This window comes from Halopseudomonas pelagia (genome assembly GCF_009497895.1).
In the GTDB taxonomy this organism is placed as follows: domain Bacteria; phylum Pseudomonadota; class Gammaproteobacteria; order Pseudomonadales; family Pseudomonadaceae; genus Halopseudomonas; species Halopseudomonas pelagia_A.
The window spans coordinates 1,078,647-1,095,549 of record NZ_CP033116.1 but is presented as its reverse complement, the minus strand read 5'-3'; the positions used below and the strand labels follow the sequence as shown (position 1 = coordinate 1,095,549).

Sequence of the window (16,903 nt, the reverse complement as noted above, 5' to 3'; positions counted from 1 at the left end):
GTCGCTGAACAGCGCGCTCTATACCGGGGTGATTCGCCATCGGCGACATGCCCCGCGCAAACACCACTTTCGCTACCGGATCAGCCTGCTGTGGCTGGACCTGAGTGAGCAACAGAGCGTGTTCTCGCTGAGCGGCTTATGGTCGGGGCGTTGGTGGTCACCCATGCGCTTCAGTGAGTGTGACTACCTCAAGGATCAGCATAATGACGGTGAAAGCCTGAGTGACACGGCCAGGCGCCTGGTCAAGGAGCAATTAGGCAAACAACTGGATGGGCCGGTACGCGTACTGACGCAGGTTCGCAGTTTCGGCATGTTATTCAATCCGGTCTCGTTTTTTTACTGCCACGATCAGCAAAACCAACTACAGGCGATTATTGCCGAAGTATCCAACACGCCTTGGCGCGAGCGTTTCTGCTATGTCATGGCCACCGATCCGGCACAGCCGCTGCAGCACTTCGAACTCGACAAGGCGTTCCACGTATCGCCGTTTTTGCCGCAGGAACTGACCTATCGCATGCGTTTCAACCGGCCAGCCGACACCTTGATGGTGCACATGGAGGACTGGCAGGACAGTACCCGTTTGTTCGACGCCACCTTAACGCTCTCACGTCAGCCACTCAGCGCCGCATTGCTGCGGCGCGAGGCATTGTCCTTCCCGTTCATGGTAGGCAAAACCGTGCTGGGGATTTACTGGCAGGCCGTGCGACTGGCCTTCAAGCGTATCCCCATTTTCGATCATCACTCGCCTTCCGCAAGGTCGGCGGCAGCCTCAGCGATTCAGGTAAAGGAGCAGTCCCATGAAAAATAGCCGAGGTGAGTCAACAGCCAGCTGTTGCGAGCCGATTAACTCCGATGCCGGTGAACGCACCCGAGCATTGCTGGGCGCCACTCGCGACCTTAACGCCGAAGACAAAACCCGGCGTAGCTGGTTGGTGCGTTTGAGCCGCACGCTGGTGCTCAAGCAGCTCAAAGCCATCGAACGCGGCACCATTACGGTTTATGACCAGGGTGAAATCATGCATTTTGGCCAGCCTGACGCGGACGGCCTGCATGCAGACATATACGTGCACAGCCATGCGGCCTACCCGATGATTGCTACCAACGGCAGCATTGGTTCGGGGGAGGCCTATATTCACGGCTTCTGGACCACGCCCGACCTCACCGCGGTGACCAAGATATTTGTGCGTAATCTGGATGTGCTGGATGCCATGGAGAAAGGCATTGCCCGCATTGGGCTGCCCGCTCTCAAAGCGCTGCACCGATTCAATCGCAATACCCTGAGTGGTTCGCGGCGCAACATACAGGCGCACTATGACCTCGGCAATGACCTGTTCGAGAATTTTCTCGACCCGACCATGATGTACTCCGCCGCGGTGTTTCCGCCGCAGGGCGACAACCTGGAACAGGCACAACTGAACAAGCTTGAACGCATCTGCCGCAAGCTGGAGCTCACCGCCGATGATCATCTGCTCGAGATCGGCACCGGCTGGGGCAGTATGGCCATCTATGCCGCACAGCATTACGGCTGCCGCGTGACCACCACCACCCTGTCCAAGGAACAGTTGGCCTACGCCACCGCCAAGGTAGAGGAGCTTGGGCTGCAGGACCGCATCACCCTGTTGCTGCAGGACTACCGCGAACTGACCGGCGAATACGACAAGCTGGTGTCGATCGAAATGGTCGAGGCGGTTGGGCATGAGTACTTTCGTACCTACTTTGAAACCTGCGCGAAACTGCTCAAGCCGCACGGCATGATGCTTCTACAGGCGATTACCATCCGCGATCAACGCTACGATCAGGCGCGGCGCAGCGTTGATTTCATTCAGCGTTATATCTTCCCCGGCGGGTCCTTGCCGTCCGTCAGCCTGATTGGTGAACTGACTCGCAAGCACACGGACCTGTCCATGCTGCACCTGGAAGACATCGGCAGCCACTATGCCCGCACTCTGCGCTTCTGGCACGAGAATCTGAAAACCGCGCGCGGTCACCTCGAGCAGCTGGGGTATGATGACTACTTTTTCCGGCTTTGGGAGTTCTATCTGTGTTACTGCGAAGGCGGTTTTCTCGAACGCTCAATCGGTACCGCGCAGATACTGCTGAGCAAACCAGACGCCCGGCCGGAACTCGATTTGTACAATCTGGGAGTCTGATATGCCGGTGAAATTGATCGCCAATGCGTTGCTGTTCCAGGCTGGCTGGTTTGCCTGTGTACTGGGCGGTACCAGTGTGTGGTTGCTGGTGCCGCTGGCAGCGTTGATCGTGCACTTCACCTGGATCAGTTCCTGGGCGGCTGAAGGCAAGCTGGTGGTCAGCGTTATGTTGGCCGGCGCCGCGCTGGATTCGTTCCTGCTGCAGATGGGGGTGTTCCAATTTACCGGCGAGCCGCTGCTGGCACCGCTGTGGCTAGTGCTGCTGTGGGCCATGCTCGGCACCACGTTGAATCATTGCCTGGCCTGGAGCGCAAAACCGCTGTGGATGGCCTGTGTGCTGGGCGCCGTTGCCGGGCCCTTCTCCTATTTTGCCGGCGCCGCGCTGGCAGAGGTCAGGCTGCCGCTCGGCACACAACTCAGTGCGGTGATCCTGGCGATCTGCTGGGCGATCATGTATCCGTTGCTTCACGGTTTCGCACACCTGTATCGCGAGCAATTCCGGCTACGTCAGTTGAGCCTGCACAAGCACTGATGCGTCTACCGCAGTAACAAAAATGCCGAGTTCACCTCGGCATTTTTGTCATCGTCAACCGGGCCAGAGCCCGGCTCTTCTGATCAGAAGTTGACGCGGTAGTACAACGCAGCTTTATCGATGCCTTGGTTCGGCTGTTTGATGCTGGCATTGGAGTAGTGGTAATAACGCACACCTACCTCCGAACCAGAAGCAAAACGCATACCCAGACCAATACGATCCTCGAACTGGAAGGTCGAGCCGATATCAGCACCGGGTGCCAGATCAGTCTTGGAGAACAAGGCTGCGCCAATACCCGCTTCAACAAAGGGGGTGACGGTGTTCATGGCACGAGGAAAGTTCAACTGGAACATCGGCGCCAGCGTGGCACTAAAGGCGTCAACCCCATCCCAGTAGGTCAAACCTGCGTCCCAATAACCGCCAAGCTCCATCGCCCCACCATCACTCTGCCAAATCGGCTTGCCAAAATCGAACTGCATGCCAGCCCGATAGGTTGGCTCGGACTCCGAGCTCTGGCCCAGTTCCAGCGTGAAACCGCGGGCGGCAAATGCCGGCTGTGTGAGCAGCGCGGCGCACAGGCCGGCCATTACCCAAAGACTACTTTTCTTCATCTATCCATTCCTGAAAAAACGTTTGGCAAAAGTGACCAAGACTTCAGTTCAGAGCTTAGTCGAATTTACACCGGCAACCATTCCACTTTGGCATCATGCCCCCAAAGGACCGGCAACACATTGCGCATCTGCTCCACATTGCCGCTGGTCCAGAACCGCTCGGCGACACTGGGACCCGCTGCCAGCAGGTTGGCGTCCGCCAGCCTGCCGTGTAGATGCCTGGCCACTGCGGCCCCGGTGTCGATAAGATTGACCTCCGCAGGCAGCAAATGTTGCAAAACACCTCGAATAAACGGGTAATGCGTGCAGCCAAGTATCAGCGTGTCGCAGCCCGCGGCAAGCAAAGGTGCAGTAAAACCGCGCAGTAAAACTTCAATTCGCGGCCCCTGCAACTCCCCTTGTTCGATCAACTCTACCAGCCCGGGACAGGGCTGGGTAATCACCTTTACTGAGCCGGCAAAGCGATCCAGCAAGGCTGCAAATTTGGCGCTTTGCAAAGTCCCGGTAGTGGCCAACACGCCAACGATACCGCTGCGCGTGGCCAGGGCGGCGGGCTTGACCGCAGGCTCCATACCGATAATGGGCAGGTCATAGAGGCTGCGCAGATCATTAACCGCCGCTGCAGTAGCGGTATTGCAGGCCACCACCAGGGTCTTGGCGCCCTGCCCCAACAGAAAATCGGCAATCGCCCGACTGCGCTGGCGTATCTGTTCCGGACTTTTCTCACCATAGGGCACGTAGCCACTGTCGGCGACATATAGCAGCGATTCATTGGGCAGCTGCTGACGAATTTCACGCAGCACCGACAAACCGCCAACGCCGGAGTCGAAGACGCCTACTGGGGCGTCGTTCACGCGCGTGCTCCGCAGCAGCTGCAGGCGGGATCGCGGCGAATACGCATCTCCCGAAAACGGCTAGTGAGCGCATCGATCAACAGCAGACGGCCAACCAGTGGCTCGCCAAAATCGGCCAGCAGCTTCAGCGCTTCCAGCGCTTGCAAACTACCTACCAGCCCCACCAACGGACCGATCACACCCGCTTCACTGCAGCTCAGGGTCTGGTCGTCGCCATTTCCGTAAAGGCATTGGTAGCAGGGGCTGTCGGCAATGCGCGGGTCGAATACGCTCAACTGCCCTTCCAACCGAATGGCCGCACCGGAAACCAGTGGTTTGTTAAAGGCCACGCAGGCGGCGTTGACCGCTTGGCGGGTGGCGAAATTATCTGAACAGTCGAGCACCAAATCCACGCCAGTTACCGCATCCTGCAGCGCGCTATCGGCCAGGGCCTGCTGCAGTCGACGAATCTGTATCTGCGGATTAAGCGCCAGCAGATGATCGGCCGCAGAGTCGACCTTGGCTCTGCCGATATCAGCGGTGTGATGAATGATCTGCCGCTGCAGGTTGGTCAGGTCGACCTGGTCGTGATCGGCCAGGACCAGAGTACCGACACCTGCGGCAGCCAGATACAAGGCTACCGGCGCGCCGAGACCACCGAGGCCGACAATCAGTACGCGGCTGTCTAGCAGTCGCTGCTGCCCCGCGACATCAATCTGCGGCAAGAGAATCTGCCGGCTGTAACGCAGCAACTGCTGATCATCCACGCCATTGCCCTCCACTGACACGTTGGTGACCAGCCAGATCCTGCCAGGATTGCACTGCAGCGAATCCACGCTGCAGCAGCTCGCATACGGACGCAGACTGATCCCAGCCGTGCTCGATCAGCAGCCAACCATCGTTGTGCAAATGCGCTGGTGCCTGCTCGATAATCTGCCTGATGGCATCGAGCCCGTCGGTACCGCTAACCAGCGCACTGACCGGCTCGAAGCGAACATCGCCCCGCTGTAGATGCGGATCCGTGGCGGCAATGTATGGCGGGTTGCTGACGATCAATTCAAAGGTATCGGTGGCTAAAGCTGAAAACCAATTGCTCTGTACAAAGCGGGCGTTGCCGAGCTTATGAGCCAGTCGATTACGCTCAGCCAGCTCAACAGCTTGCGCCACAGTGTCGCAGCCGAGCACTTGCCACTCAGGGCGCTCTTTGGCCAGTGCCAAAGCAATCGCGCCGCTACCGGTCCCCAGATCCAATACCCGTGCCGCGCCAGGTGGCCCCAATTCCAGCGCCAGCTCGACCAAACGTTCAGTATCGGCGCGGGGAATCAGGGTGGCCGGGCTAACCTGTAAATCCAGACTCCAGAATCCCTGCTCGCCGAGCAGATAAGCTACCGGCTCGCCTTGTCGTCGTCGCGCCATCAGCTGTTCGTAGGCCGCCAGCTGCTCGGCATCCAGGTCGCGCTCTGGCCAGGTTCTCAAGTAGCTTTGCGACTTGCCCAATACCTTGGCCAGCAGCAATTGGGCATCCAGATCCGGCGTGGCCGAATCCGGCAGCTCAACCTGCGCCAGCAAGTCAGCAATGCAGGTCATCAGATCTGTTCCAGAGAGGCCAACTGATCAGCCTGGTATTCACGCAGTAGCGGTTCAATCACCTGATCGAGGTTGCCCTGCACTACATCGTCGAGGCTGTAGAGCGTCAGATTGATGCGGTGGTCGGTCAAGCGCCCCTGCGGGAAGTTATAGGTGCGGATACGTTCGGAGCGGTCGCCCGAGCCAACCAGCGAGCGCCGCGTGTCGGACATTTCCTTTTCCTGCGCCTCGCGCTGGCGGTTATCCAGCCGCGCCTGCAGCAGGCTCATGGCCTTGGCCCGGTTCTTGTGCTGGGAGCGCTCTTCCTGACACTCGACCACAATACCGGTGGGCAGGTGCGTCAGGCGGATAGCCGAGTCGGTCTTGTTCACGTGCTGGCCGCCCGCGCCGGAGGAGCGGTAGGTATCGACGCGCAGATCGCCGGCATTGATCTCGATCTGCGCCTGCTCGTCAGCCTCGGGCATGATCGCCACAGTGCAGGCCGAAGTATGAATACGCCCCTGGGATTCGGTTTCCGGCACGCGTTGCACGCGATGGGCGCCGGATTCGAATTTCAGCCGGGCATACACGCCCTGGCCTTCGACTCGAGCGATAACCTCTTTATAACCGCCATGCTCGCCAGTATTTTCCGAGAGGATTTCGATGCGCCAGCCCTGCCGTTCAGCATACTTGCTGTACATGCGGAACAGGTCACCGGCAAAAATTGCCGCCTCGTCGCCGCCGGTACCGGCACGCACTTCGAGAAACACGTTGCGCTCGTCATTCGGATCTTTCGGCAGCAACAGAAAATTCAGCCGCTCTTCGATCTCGGCCAGGCGCGTGGCACAGTCGGCCGCATCTTCCTCGGCCATTTCGCGCACATCCGGGTCGCTGTCCTTGAGCAGACTACGCGCCTCAAGCAGATCGGCCTGCACCTTCTGCCAACCGATATAACACTCAATGGTCGCGTCCAGATCGGCATATTCCTTGGAATAGGCGCGGAAACGGGTCTGGTCGCTGATCACCTCGGCATCGCTGAGCTGCGCCGAGAGTTCCTCGAAGCGCTCCTGCATGATGTCCAGCCGATTTAATAAAGATGCCTTCATGATTCGCCTTGCGTGGTAGTCACATCGTCCAGGGCAAACAGCTCCTGGGCCAGTGCCAGGGCTTCGGCACGGCCCTCGGCGCTCATCTGTTTCAATTGCACACTGGGATCGTGCAGCAATTTGTTGGTCAGCGCGCGGGCCATTTCCGCCATCACCACCGAAGCGTCCGCGCCGCGGTCCAGACGCGCTTGCGCCTTGGCCAGCTCCTGATCGCGCATGGCCTCGGCCTTGACCCGGTAACGTCGCAGTACATCCACCGCAGCCAGCGCGCGCAGGCGCTGCATAAACTCCTGGGTACCCAGATCGATCAGCCGTTCGGCGGCCTCGGCGGCGTCCTGACGCGAGCGCAAGTTGTCTTCGATGACTTCGTGCAGATCGTCAACGGTGTACAGATACACGTCGGCCAGCCCACCCACCTCGGGCTCGATATCCCGCGGTACGGCGATATCGACCATGAACATCGGCTTGTGCCGCCGCTGCTTCAACGCGCGCTCTACCGCACCCTTGCCCAGAATCGGCAGCGGGCTGGCAGTGGAACTGATGACGATATCGCACTGGGCGAGGAAGTCCGGGATCTGGTTGAGCAGAATCGCCTGTCCGCCGAGCGGTTCGCTTAGTAGCTCGGCCCGTTCGAGGGTACGGTTGGCCACGATAATCCGGCCCACGCCCTGCTCGAACAGGTGCCGGGCAACCAATGCGATGGTCTCACCGGCACCAATCAACAGCGCGGTGCTGCGTTTGAGATCGCTGAAAATCTGCCGCGACAGACTGACCGCGGCAAAGGCTACCGAGACCGGGTTTTCGCCAATCGCAGTGTCGGTACGGACCTGCTTGGCGGTATTGAAAGTGCTCTGGAACAGCCGATCCAGATAGGGCCCCAGCGTGCCGGCGGTGCGCGCCGACTGCCAGGCATCTTTCATTTGCCCGAGAATCTGCGGTTCACCCAACACCATCGAATCCAGCCCGGCGGCCACACGCATCATATGCGTGACGGCGCCCGCATCGCTGTGCAGGTAACTGCAGCCACGCAACTCCTCCAGCGTCAATCCGTGAAAACCGGCAAACCAGTTCAACAGGCGCTCGGCGTCGGGATGATCCTGCGAGCAGTAGATTTCGGTGCGATTGCAGGTGGAAAGAATCGCCACTTCCTGGGTCATAGTTTCATCACGCAGACGCTGCAAGGCGTCGGCCAGCTGTTCAGGGGCAAACGCCACCCGTTCACGCAGATCGACAGCTGCAGTCTTGTGATTGATCCCGAACGCGAGGAAGCCCATGGTGTCCCGTTTATGCCAACATAACGTGCAATTGTCCTATGTATACCGGTGGCGATCAATTCCCTTGACCCAGTGGGTTTGCAACAGATCCTGTGTCATGATGAAGTCTCCGCCGAACAACTCCAGAGTACGCATGAGCCATCCCATCAAGGCAGTCTTCCAACGCCCGTTGCTGAGCCTCGGCCTGGGCCTGATTCTGACCGGCTGCGCTGCCACAAGCACCAGCCCGCCAGCACCTGAGCCTGCACCCGCAATTCAGGCTGAAGAGGTCGAGGCGCCTGAGGCGTCAGTAGTCTATGGCAACTTCCGCAAGGATACGCTGTATGACCTGCTGACGGCGGAAATTGCCGGGCAGCGTAATCGATATGACGTGGCGTTAGGTAATTACCTGTTACAAGCCGAGCAAACCCGTGATCCAGGCGTGGTCGAGCGCGCAATGCGCGTGGCCGAGTTTCTCGGCGCCCAACGCCCCGCGCTGGATATGGCGATACTCTGGACGGAAGTAGACCCGCAGAATGCTGACGCTTTCCGCTCGGCAGCCTTGCACCTGGCTCGCGCTGGTCAGCACGAAGAAGCCATGCAGGCGATGCAGACGGTGCTGGCCATGCAGGGCGAAACGCATTTCGACTTTCTGGCGCTGGCTGCCGCCCAGAGTGACGGCGAGACGCACGAGGCATTGCTGCATAGCGTCGAGCGGCTGGTCGCAGAAAACCCCGAGAACGCTCAGCTGATTTTTGCCAATGCCCTGTTGCTCCAGCAGGACGAGCGCGAAGATGAAGCGCTGGCATTGCTTGAAGCCAATCCTGAAGCAGCGTCTGCGCCGCCGGCGCTGATGCTGCATAGCCGCCTGCTGGCTGCCGAGGGCAAAAGCGATGAGGCCATCAGCCTGTTGCAGGAAGGCTTGAGGCAGAGTCCGGATGACAGCCGCATGCGATTGCTACTGGCTCGCCTGCTGGTGTCCGAAGGCGAACTGGATGCCGCCGGAGCGCAGTTCACCCTGCTTACCCAACATAATCCCGATGATCAGGACCTGTTGCTGTCGCTCGCGCTGATCAATCTGGAGGGCGAGCAATTCGAAGCCGCAGCTCAGCACTTCGAACGTCTGCTGGAAATTGACCCGGAAAATGCTACCGCGCGGTATCACCTGGGCATTGCCTACCAGGGACTTGACCGCCCAGACGACGCCCTGCAGGCCTGGCAAGGGGTCCAGGGTGAAAGTGAATTTCTCACCTCGCGCTTGCGCATCAGCCAGTTGCTGACTGAACAAGGCCGCACCGAAGAACTGGGCAAAACTCTGGAAGCCGATCGGGCAGCCCGCCCTGATCTGGCGCTACAGCTTTATCTGATCGAAATTGAAGCACTTGCCCCCAGCGAGCCAGCTCTGGCCATGCAGCGCGTGAACGAGGCGCTGCAGCAATATGAGTTCGACAGCAGCCTGCTGTACACCCGTGCCATGCTCGCAGAGAAACTGGGCCAGCCCGACCAGCTGGAGGTGGATTTGCGCACGATCATCGAACGCGAGCCGGACAATGCCATGGCGTTGAACGCCCTGGGTTATACGCTGGCCGACCGCAACGAGCGGCTCGATGAAGCACTGCAAATGATTGAACAGGCAGCGCGCCTCAACCCGGATGATCCGGCCATTACCGACAGCCTGGGCTGGGTCCATTACCGCCTGGGCAATCTCGAGCTAGCCGAGAGCTATTTGCGTAAAGCCTATACGGCCTACCCTGATGCAGAAGTCGCTGCGCATCTGGGAGAGGTGCTTTGGGCCCAGGGCAAACAGCGGGAAGCCCGAAAGGTCTGGGACGAAGCGCTGAAGAGCGACCCTGAGAACGATCTGATCCCGTCCATCCGCCAACGTCTGGAAAGCAACTGAACCCATGCGCCTGTTTCGCAATCTTTCATTACTGATACTGATCACCACCCTCGCCGCCTGTAGCAATCTGCACCAGCGCGAAACCCTTGAGCTGGGCGGCGATACTCAGGCCTGGAAAGTCCATCGGCAAAGTGTCGAGCCACTCCAGGCATGGTTGATTCAGGGCAAGCTAGGCGTGCGCTCGCCCCAGGAGTCGGGCAGCGGCACGCTGTATTGGGAACAAGAGCAGGACAGCTATGACATTCGTCTGGCCGGGCCGCTTGGTCGCGGAGCAACCCAATTGCAAGGCGACAACGATGGTATCGTGCTGGATATCGCCGGACAGCCGACCATGCGCGCCGCTTCTGCAGAAGAGTTGCTTGAGCAGCAGATCGGCTGGCGATTGCCGGTTGAGCATTTGCTCTGGTGGGTCCGCGGCTTACCGGCGCCGGACAGCCCCAGCCGCCTGCAACTGGACACCGACAGCCGCCTTGCGCGGCTGAACCAGTCCGGCTGGACCATTGAATATAGCCGCTATCAGACGGTCGGCGACATGCAATTGCCCCAGCGCATGCAATTGTCTGGGCACGATGTGCTGCTGACACTGGTCGTCACCCACTGGGAGCCCCGCGCACTGCCATGAACCTTGTTTCTCTGAGCCTGCCGGCCCCCGCCAAGCTCAACCTGTTCCTGCACGTCACCGGGCGGCGTGCGGACGGTTACCATACGCTGCAGACCCTGTTTCAGTTTCTGGATATCGCCGACACGCTGGATTTCAGTGTTCGCGAAGACGGGCAGGTGCTGCTGTGCACCGATCTGCCCGGCGTGAGCATGAACGACAATCTTATTACCCGCGCTGCCCATCTGCTGCAACAACATACCAATACCAGACTGGGCGCCGACATTACTCTGCATAAGCGCTTGCCCATGGGCGGCGGATTGGGCGGAGGCAGCTCCGATGCCGCGACCACACTGGTTGGCCTCAATCATCTATGGCAGACCGGCCTTAGCGGCGCAGAGCTTGCTGCACTAGGTCTGCAGCTGGGCGCTGACGTGCCGGTGTTCGTGCTTGGCCAGGCCGCCTGGGCCGAAGGCGTGGGCGAACAGCTGACTCCCGTAGAGCTGGATGAGCCCTGGTATCTGGTGCTGGTGCCCGACTGCCACGTGAGTACCGCAGAGATATTTTCCGATCAGAGGTTGACGCGTGATACCCAGGCCATTACATTAGCGGCCTTCCGAGAACAAGGTGGTCGTAATGATTGCCTGCCGGTCGCGGAAGAGCGTTATCCAGCAATACGTAACGCTTTGATCTTGCTAAACAATTATTGTGAGGCTAAGATGACCGGAACTGGCAGTTGTGTGTTTGGGGCCTTCCCAAACGAACGCGAAGCTGATAAAGTTCGCGCCCGGTTGCCAGCCACTCTACAAAGCTTTGTCGCACACGGATGTAACAGATCACCGTTACACCAAATGCTCAACAAAGACGCGTAATAAGGATGCAGCCGTGCATCCGGACAGTTACAGGGGCGTAGCCAAGCGGTAAGGCAGCGGGTTTTGATCCCGCCATGCGTTGGTTCGAATCCAGCCGCCCCTGCCATTTTCTCCGGCAGCAACCACTACATTTTGAATCCGCTTCGGGTCCAATGCATTTGCATGGCCGTGCTGCGGGTTCATCGCACTGACCACTACCCAAAAAAGGTAATGCAGCGTGTCCAAGATGATGGTTTTTGCGGGGAACGCCAACCCCGATCTGGCACGACGCGTCGTGCGTCAATTGCACATTCCCCTGGGCGATGCCTCGGTTGGCCGTTTCAGCGACGGCGAAGTCACTGTCGAGTTGAACGAAAACGTCCGTGGCAAGGATGTCTTCATCATCCAACCCACCTGCGCACCAACCAACGACAACCTGATGGAACTGGTAATCATGGCCGATGCCCTGCGCCGCTCCTCAGCGTCACGCATCACCGCCGTCATGCCCTATTTTGGTTATGCCCGTCAGGACCGCCGTCCGCGTTCGGCGCGTGTGGCCATCAGCGCCAAAGTGGTCGCCGACATGCTCGGCACCGTTGGTGTTGACCGGGTACTGACTGTCGACCTGCACGCCGATCAGATCCAGGGCTTCTTCGACATACCGGTAGACAACATCTACGGTTCGCCCGTGCTGGTCGACGATCTGGTCAGCCAGCGTCACGACAACCTGATGATCGTATCGCCAGACATTGGTGGCGTGGTCCGCGCCCGCGCCGTGGCCAAGCAGATCGGTGCCGACCTGGCGATTATCGACAAACGTCGACCCAAGGCCAACCAGTCGGAAGTCATGCATATCATCGGTGATGTGGAAGGTCGCAATTGCATCCTGATTGACGACATGGTCGATACCGCCGGCACCTTATGCCATGCAGCCAAGGCGCTTAAAGAACATGGCGCCGCGAAAGTCTTCGCCTACGCGACTCACGCGGTATTGTCCGGCAAGGCGATCGATAATATTACCAATTCGGTACTCGACGAGCTGGTGGTGACCAACACCATTCCGTTGACCGGCCCGAGCGCCGCCTGCGACCGTATCCGCCAGTTGGATATGGCGCCGATCATCGCCGAGGCGATGCGCCGCATCAGCAATGAAGAATCCATCAGCGCCATGTTCCGCTAGGAACAGAGCACTGGGTAAGCAGCCTGGCTGATGACAGCCGGGTTTATATCAATCATCCGACGCGCTGGTCGCAAGTGCCCGGATGTTCAGCAAGGAGACTAACTATGGTCGACTTCACTCTTAAAGCGATAGCGCGTGATGATCTGGGGAAAGGTGCGAGCCGCCGCCTGCGTCGTAACGCCGATATGGTACCTGCCATTGTATACGGTGGCGAAAAGGCTCCCCAGAGCGTTTCACTGGAAGCCCGTGAACTGAAGAAAGCGCTTGAAAACGAAGCCTTCTTTTCACACGTCATCAAGCTGAACGTTGATGGCAAAAAGCAGGACGTGCTGATCAAGGCTCTGCAGCGTCACCCGGCCAAAGGCCACGTGATGCATGCTGACCTGCTGCGCGTTGTTGCCGGCCACGAAGTGACCGTGCACGTACCCCTGCACTTCATCAACGAAGCAACTTGCGTTGGCGTCAAGCAAGGCGGCGGCATCATCTCCCACACCATGACTGATGTGGAAGTAACCTGCCTGCCGAAAGATCTGCCCGAGTTCATTGAAGTGGACATGGCCAAGATCGAGCTGGGCGGCATCGTTCACCTGACTGATCTTAAACTGCCAAAGGGCGTGAGCATTGTTGCTCTGGTTCAAGGCGCAGATCACGATTTGCCCGTAGCCAACGTTCACGCTCCACGTGTTGTGTCCGATGAAGAAGACACCGCAGAAAGCGAACCGAAGGCCGATGGTGAGGAATCAGCGGAGTAATTCATCCGGCTGAAACCCAAGAGGGGCGCCTCGTTGTGACACAGGGAATCAAGTTGATCGTCGGTCTGGGAAATCCTGGACCTGAATATGAACTGACCCGTCACAACGCTGGCGCCCTTTTTATTGAGCGCCTGGCAGACAAGCATGACGTCGCCCTGCGTATGGAAAGCAAGTTCTACGGGCTGACTGGTCGCCTGAGCCTGCAAGGCCAGGATGTACGCCTGCTCATTCCCACCACCTTCATGAACCGCAGCGGTCAGGCTGTTGCCGCCCTGGCTGGGTTCTACCGTATTGCCCCCGAAGAGATACTGGTTGCCCATGATGAACTGGACCTGCCACCCGGTGTGGTCAAGTGCAAACAAGGCGGCGGTACCGGTGGGCACAACGGTCTGAAAGACATCCTTGCCCGCATGGGCAATCAGAATACCTTTTATCGCTTGCGACTCGGCATCGGTCATCCCGGCCAAAGCTCGCAGGTGACCGGCTTTGTACTGGGCCGCGCGCCCAAAGCCGAACAGGAAGCCCTGGAAGCCTGCGTTGATGAAGCCATCCGCGAACTTCCAGGCATGATTGATGGCGACTGGACCAAGGTCATGCAGCGTCTGCACAGTTTCAAAGCCTGATTACATTATTCGCCGCCGTGCGGCAGAGGACACCAGTATGGGATTCAATTGCGGTATCGTCGGTCTGCCTAATGTTGGCAAATCCACCCTGTTCAATGCGTTGACCAAATCCGGCATTGCTGCAGAAAACTTCCCTTTCTGCACCATTGAGCCAAACAGCGGCATAGTACCCATGCCCGACCCGCGCCTGGACGCGCTGGCGGCCATCGTCAAGCCACAGAAAGTGCTGCCGACTACCATGGAGTTCGTTGACATCGCCGGCCTGGTGGCGGGCGCCTCCAAGGGCGAGGGTCTGGGCAACAAGTTTCTGGCCAATATTCGTGAAACCGATGCCATCGCCCATGTGGTGCGCTGCTTCGAAGACGACAATGTGATTCACGTTTCCAACAGCGTGGACCCCAAGCGCGATATCGAGATCATTGATCTGGAACTGATCTTCGCCGACTTGGACAGCTGCGAGAAGCAGCTCTACAAGGTTGGTCGCAATGCCAAGGGTGGCGACAAGGAAGCCGTAGCGCAAAAAGCCCTGCTGGAAAAACTCATTCCGCACTTCAGCGAAGGCAAACCTGCTCGCTCGCTGATCAAGGATCTGGGCGCGGAAGACAAGCAGTTGATCAAGAGTTTCCACCTGCTGACCAGCAAACCGGTGATGTACATCGCCAACGTCGCGGAAGATGGTTTCGAGAATAATCCGCACCTGGATGTGGTCAACGCCATTGCTGCCGAAGAGGGCGCGATTGTGGTGCCGGTATGCAACAAGATTGAAGCGGAAATTGCCGAGCTGGACGACGGCGAGGAAAAGGACATGTTCCTTGAATCCCTGGGCCTGGAAGAGCCCGGCCTGAACCGCGTGATCCGCGCAGGCTATCAGTTGCTCGATCTGCAGACCTACTTTACCGCCGGGGTAAAGGAAGTGCGCGCCTGGACGGTCAAGGTTGGCGCTACCGCCCCCCAATCAGCAGCCGCGATCCACACCGACTTCGAAAAGGGTTTTATCCGCGCTGAAGTTATCGCCTATGACGACTTCATCAAGTACAACGGTGAAGCCGGTGCCAAGGAAGCAGGCAAGTGGCGCCTGGAAGGCAAAGAGTACATCGTAAAGGACGGCGACGTGATGCACTTCCGCTTCAACGTCTGATATTAAAGACCGCTCCTTGCGGTAACCGCCCCGTCAGTTTGGGGGCGGTTCAGCGCTAGCATTCAACGTCAAACTACGATCCTGGGCGCAGGCGGAGAAAGCATGCATCCTGTCCTTGCCTGCCCAGTTGGCAGAAAGCAAGTAAACAACAGGTTAGCGCCCCCACTCCCAACTAAGACGAGCGTAGAAAACCCAGTCATCCTGGTCCGGTAGAATAGTGGCCAAAGCATTAGCATAGGTCATATTGACCGCGAATCCCTTCACACCGGTCCAGCCCAGACCTACGCCCGCAGCTTGAGGTGTCTGTGTGGGATTTTTGGAATACACGGTACCAACATCGTAAAACGCAAAGGGATCAAGGTCTCCACCCAGCGCGCGAAGGCCACTGTAGTGGGATTCGAGGCTGCTCTGAATACCATAGTCACCGCTTATAAGACCTGGCGCATAGCCCCTGATCGAAGTAGGCCCGCCGATGGAATAAGACACAGCGCCGGGAAGTGCCTCCTCATTGGTGTATTGATAATCCATTTGCATCAATCCGTACCAATTGGACTGTCCAGGCCGGTAATAGCCGCTCATATCTCCGGTCAACAGGGCAAAGCTTTGATCACCGCTATTGGCAGACTGGTTTTGTGTACTCACCCAACCTACCAGTTGCCGGGCTGACAGTTGCCAGCCCGAGCCCAGCCAGGTCAGCTGCGCCCCGGTGTTGAGCTTGTTGATCTTGTAGTCACTGATATCCTCCCCGAGCACGGAGGTGGCCGAGTTGGAGTGCATCGCCGAGCCCAGCGCATTGACCCAAAAACGGGGGGTAGATATAGCCAGCCAGGACGCATCCAGGGTAATACTGGTTGAATCCCCCTCTACCGACAAATCCTTGAAATCACCCTCTGTGACTTCGGATTGGTTGATCGCCAGGCTTCCGCCAAGCCGCCAGCGGCTTGTCTTGACCGGCGCACTGTAAATGGCAGTGAACGCCTGGTTACCGTCTGACGCCAGTGCATACAGCAATCCACGGTCATTGCCGGTAAATACACCCTGCCTGCGATAGATGGCGCCGACCTCATTTTCACCGGAGCTTGCGTACCCGTAGTTATCCAGAAAAAGCTGCACATTGTTCTGCAACGGCTCATCGACCACCACGACAATATCCGTTAGACCGAAATCTTTGCCTGCGCGTAACTCGGCCTGCAGACGAGCATCATTGACACGGTTGAACTCAAGAATGTCGCTTTCCAGCGCATTTATATCAACCAGTGTTTGGTTCTCAGGAAACGTCAACCAGCCGCGCACGTAGGGGTCAGGGACATAGCTGTTGCCTTCAACCAGCATCTCACCCAGCTTGCCTTCGACCAGGCGAATGATCACCACTCCACCGGTAACGTCTTGCTTGGGTAGCAAGGCGGTCGCGGTATAGATATCTTTGCCCTTATAGGCTTGATTGATCTCTGCGACCATGCGATTCAGGTCCGACAAGCGTGTTTCCTTACCTAGATAGGGCAACACGATCGCTCGCAACTCTTCCGGAGTGAACAGCTCTGACTGGGTAAAACGCACGCTGTTTAGCACGAAGGACGGACCCTCGGCAGGATCTCCCACTACCTCAGCTGGGGCAACCGACTGCTCTTCGCGCTGCTGCAACTGCCGGCGTTCCTGCAGAGTCTGTTCGCGGCGCAGCAGATCCCTTTCACGACCTGCCGGATCCGCCGCCTGCGGAAGCGGCAAGGCGTAGGCATTGGAGGTAAGCGCGCCGAGCAAAACCACCGGTAACGAGATAAGCCAATATTTCATGCGATATTCCTGATTGTCG

General features: G+C 58.5%; 17 protein-coding genes and 1 tRNA gene. 11 read left to right on the top strand and 7 right to left on the bottom strand.

The genetic code is table 11. The features are described 5' to 3' along the window. Positions 1-4: 4 nt before the first annotated feature. Genes EAO82_RS05140 through EAO82_RS05130 form a run of 3 tightly spaced genes read left to right on the top strand, consistent with a single transcriptional unit; the run spans position 5 to position 2,682 of the window. Positions 5-808 (top strand): DUF1365 domain-containing protein, encoded by an 804-nt coding sequence (locus tag EAO82_RS05140; RefSeq protein ID WP_096344730.1) that lies wholly within the window; start codon positions 5-7, stop codon positions 806-808. Continuing rightward, the gene (locus tag EAO82_RS05135; protein ID WP_096344675.1) at positions 798-2,150 is read left to right on the top strand and encodes an SAM-dependent methyltransferase; all 1,353 of its coding nucleotides are present in this window, start codon (positions 798-800) and stop codon (positions 2,148-2,150) included. The genes EAO82_RS05140 and EAO82_RS05135 overlap by 11 nt, the downstream gene beginning before the upstream one ends. Position 2,151: 1 nt before the next feature. After that, the gene (locus tag EAO82_RS05130) at positions 2,152-2,682 is read left to right on the top strand and encodes a DUF2878 domain-containing protein (RefSeq protein WP_096344674.1); all 531 of its coding nucleotides are present in this window, start codon (positions 2,152-2,154) and stop codon (positions 2,680-2,682) included. An 83-nt stretch (positions 2,683-2,765) separates the two neighbouring features. Here EAO82_RS05130 and EAO82_RS05125 read toward each other — a convergent pair whose 3' ends face one another. From EAO82_RS05125 to hemA, 6 genes are all read right to left on the bottom strand, one after another. Next, the gene (locus tag EAO82_RS05125; RefSeq protein ID WP_096344673.1) at positions 2,766-3,293 is read right to left on the bottom strand and encodes an acyloxyacyl hydrolase; all 528 of its coding nucleotides are present in this window, start codon (positions 3,291-3,293) and stop codon (positions 2,766-2,768) included. Between the two features lie 65 nt (positions 3,294-3,358). Then, positions 3,359-4,147, bottom strand: a complete 789-nt coding sequence (gene murI / locus EAO82_RS05120) for a glutamate racemase (protein WP_096344672.1) — start codon at positions 4,145-4,147, stop codon at positions 3,359-3,361. Then, a complete protein-coding gene (locus tag EAO82_RS05115) occupies positions 4,144-4,893 on the bottom strand; it encodes a molybdopterin-synthase adenylyltransferase MoeB (protein ID WP_096344729.1) in 750 nt (249 codons plus the stop codon). Before EAO82_RS05115 ends, murI begins: the two co-directional genes overlap by 4 nt. After that, the gene (gene prmC, locus EAO82_RS05110) at positions 4,886-5,713 is read right to left on the bottom strand and encodes a peptide chain release factor N(5)-glutamine methyltransferase (RefSeq protein ID WP_096344671.1); all 828 of its coding nucleotides are present in this window, start codon (positions 5,711-5,713) and stop codon (positions 4,886-4,888) included. The genes EAO82_RS05115 and prmC overlap by 8 nt, the downstream gene beginning before the upstream one ends. After that, complete coding sequence (gene prfA / locus EAO82_RS05105) at positions 5,713-6,798, bottom strand: peptide chain release factor 1 (protein WP_096344670.1); 1,086 nt, start codon at positions 6,796-6,798, stop codon at positions 5,713-5,715. Before prfA ends, prmC begins: the two co-directional genes overlap by 1 nt. After that, a complete protein-coding gene (gene hemA, locus EAO82_RS05100) occupies positions 6,795-8,072 on the bottom strand; it encodes a glutamyl-tRNA reductase (RefSeq protein ID WP_096344669.1) in 1,278 nt (425 codons plus the stop codon). Before hemA ends, prfA begins: the two co-directional genes overlap by 4 nt. Before the next feature lie 133 nt (positions 8,073-8,205). Here hemA and EAO82_RS05095 point away from each other — a divergent pair, with 133 nt between their 5' ends. The 8 genes from EAO82_RS05095 (at position 8,206) to ychF (ending at position 15,093) form a co-directional block, all read left to right on the top strand. After that, positions 8,206-9,951 (top strand): tetratricopeptide repeat protein, encoded by a 1,746-nt coding sequence (locus tag EAO82_RS05095; RefSeq protein ID WP_096344668.1) that lies wholly within the window; start codon positions 8,206-8,208, stop codon positions 9,949-9,951. Positions 9,952-9,955: 4 nt separating this feature from the next. Then, entirely contained in the window at positions 9,956-10,573 is a 618-nt protein-coding gene (gene lolB, locus EAO82_RS05090; protein ID WP_096344667.1) for a lipoprotein insertase outer membrane protein LolB, read from the top strand. Continuing rightward, the gene (gene ispE, locus EAO82_RS05085; RefSeq protein WP_096344666.1) at positions 10,570-11,421 is read left to right on the top strand and encodes a 4-(cytidine 5'-diphospho)-2-C-methyl-D-erythritol kinase; all 852 of its coding nucleotides are present in this window, start codon (positions 10,570-10,572) and stop codon (positions 11,419-11,421) included. The genes lolB and ispE overlap by 4 nt, the downstream gene beginning before the upstream one ends. A 31-nt stretch (positions 11,422-11,452) precedes the next feature. Next, positions 11,453-11,527 (top strand) — tRNA-Gln (locus tag EAO82_RS05080). A 111-nt stretch (positions 11,528-11,638) separates the two neighbouring features. Next, entirely contained in the window at positions 11,639-12,580 is a 942-nt protein-coding gene (locus EAO82_RS05075; RefSeq protein ID WP_096344665.1) for a ribose-phosphate pyrophosphokinase, read from the top strand. 104 nt (positions 12,581-12,684) lie between these two features. Beyond that, complete coding sequence (locus tag EAO82_RS05070; RefSeq protein ID WP_096344664.1) at positions 12,685-13,332, top strand: 50S ribosomal protein L25/general stress protein Ctc; 648 nt, start codon at positions 12,685-12,687, stop codon at positions 13,330-13,332. 35 nt (positions 13,333-13,367) lie between these two features. Next, complete coding sequence (gene pth, locus EAO82_RS05065) at positions 13,368-13,955, top strand: aminoacyl-tRNA hydrolase (RefSeq protein WP_231703286.1); 588 nt, start codon at positions 13,368-13,370, stop codon at positions 13,953-13,955. A gap of 37 nt (positions 13,956-13,992) precedes the next feature. Next, on the top strand, positions 13,993-15,093 hold the full coding sequence (gene ychF, locus EAO82_RS05060) for a redox-regulated ATPase YchF (RefSeq protein WP_096344663.1): 1,101 nt from the start codon (positions 13,993-13,995) through the stop codon (positions 15,091-15,093). Positions 15,094-15,246: 153 nt separating this feature from the next. Here the strand turns inward: ychF and EAO82_RS05055 are convergent, their stop codons facing one another. Continuing rightward, entirely contained in the window at positions 15,247-16,884 is a 1,638-nt protein-coding gene (locus EAO82_RS05055) for a ShlB/FhaC/HecB family hemolysin secretion/activation protein (RefSeq protein WP_096344662.1), read from the bottom strand. Positions 16,885-16,903 lie beyond the last annotated feature (19 nt).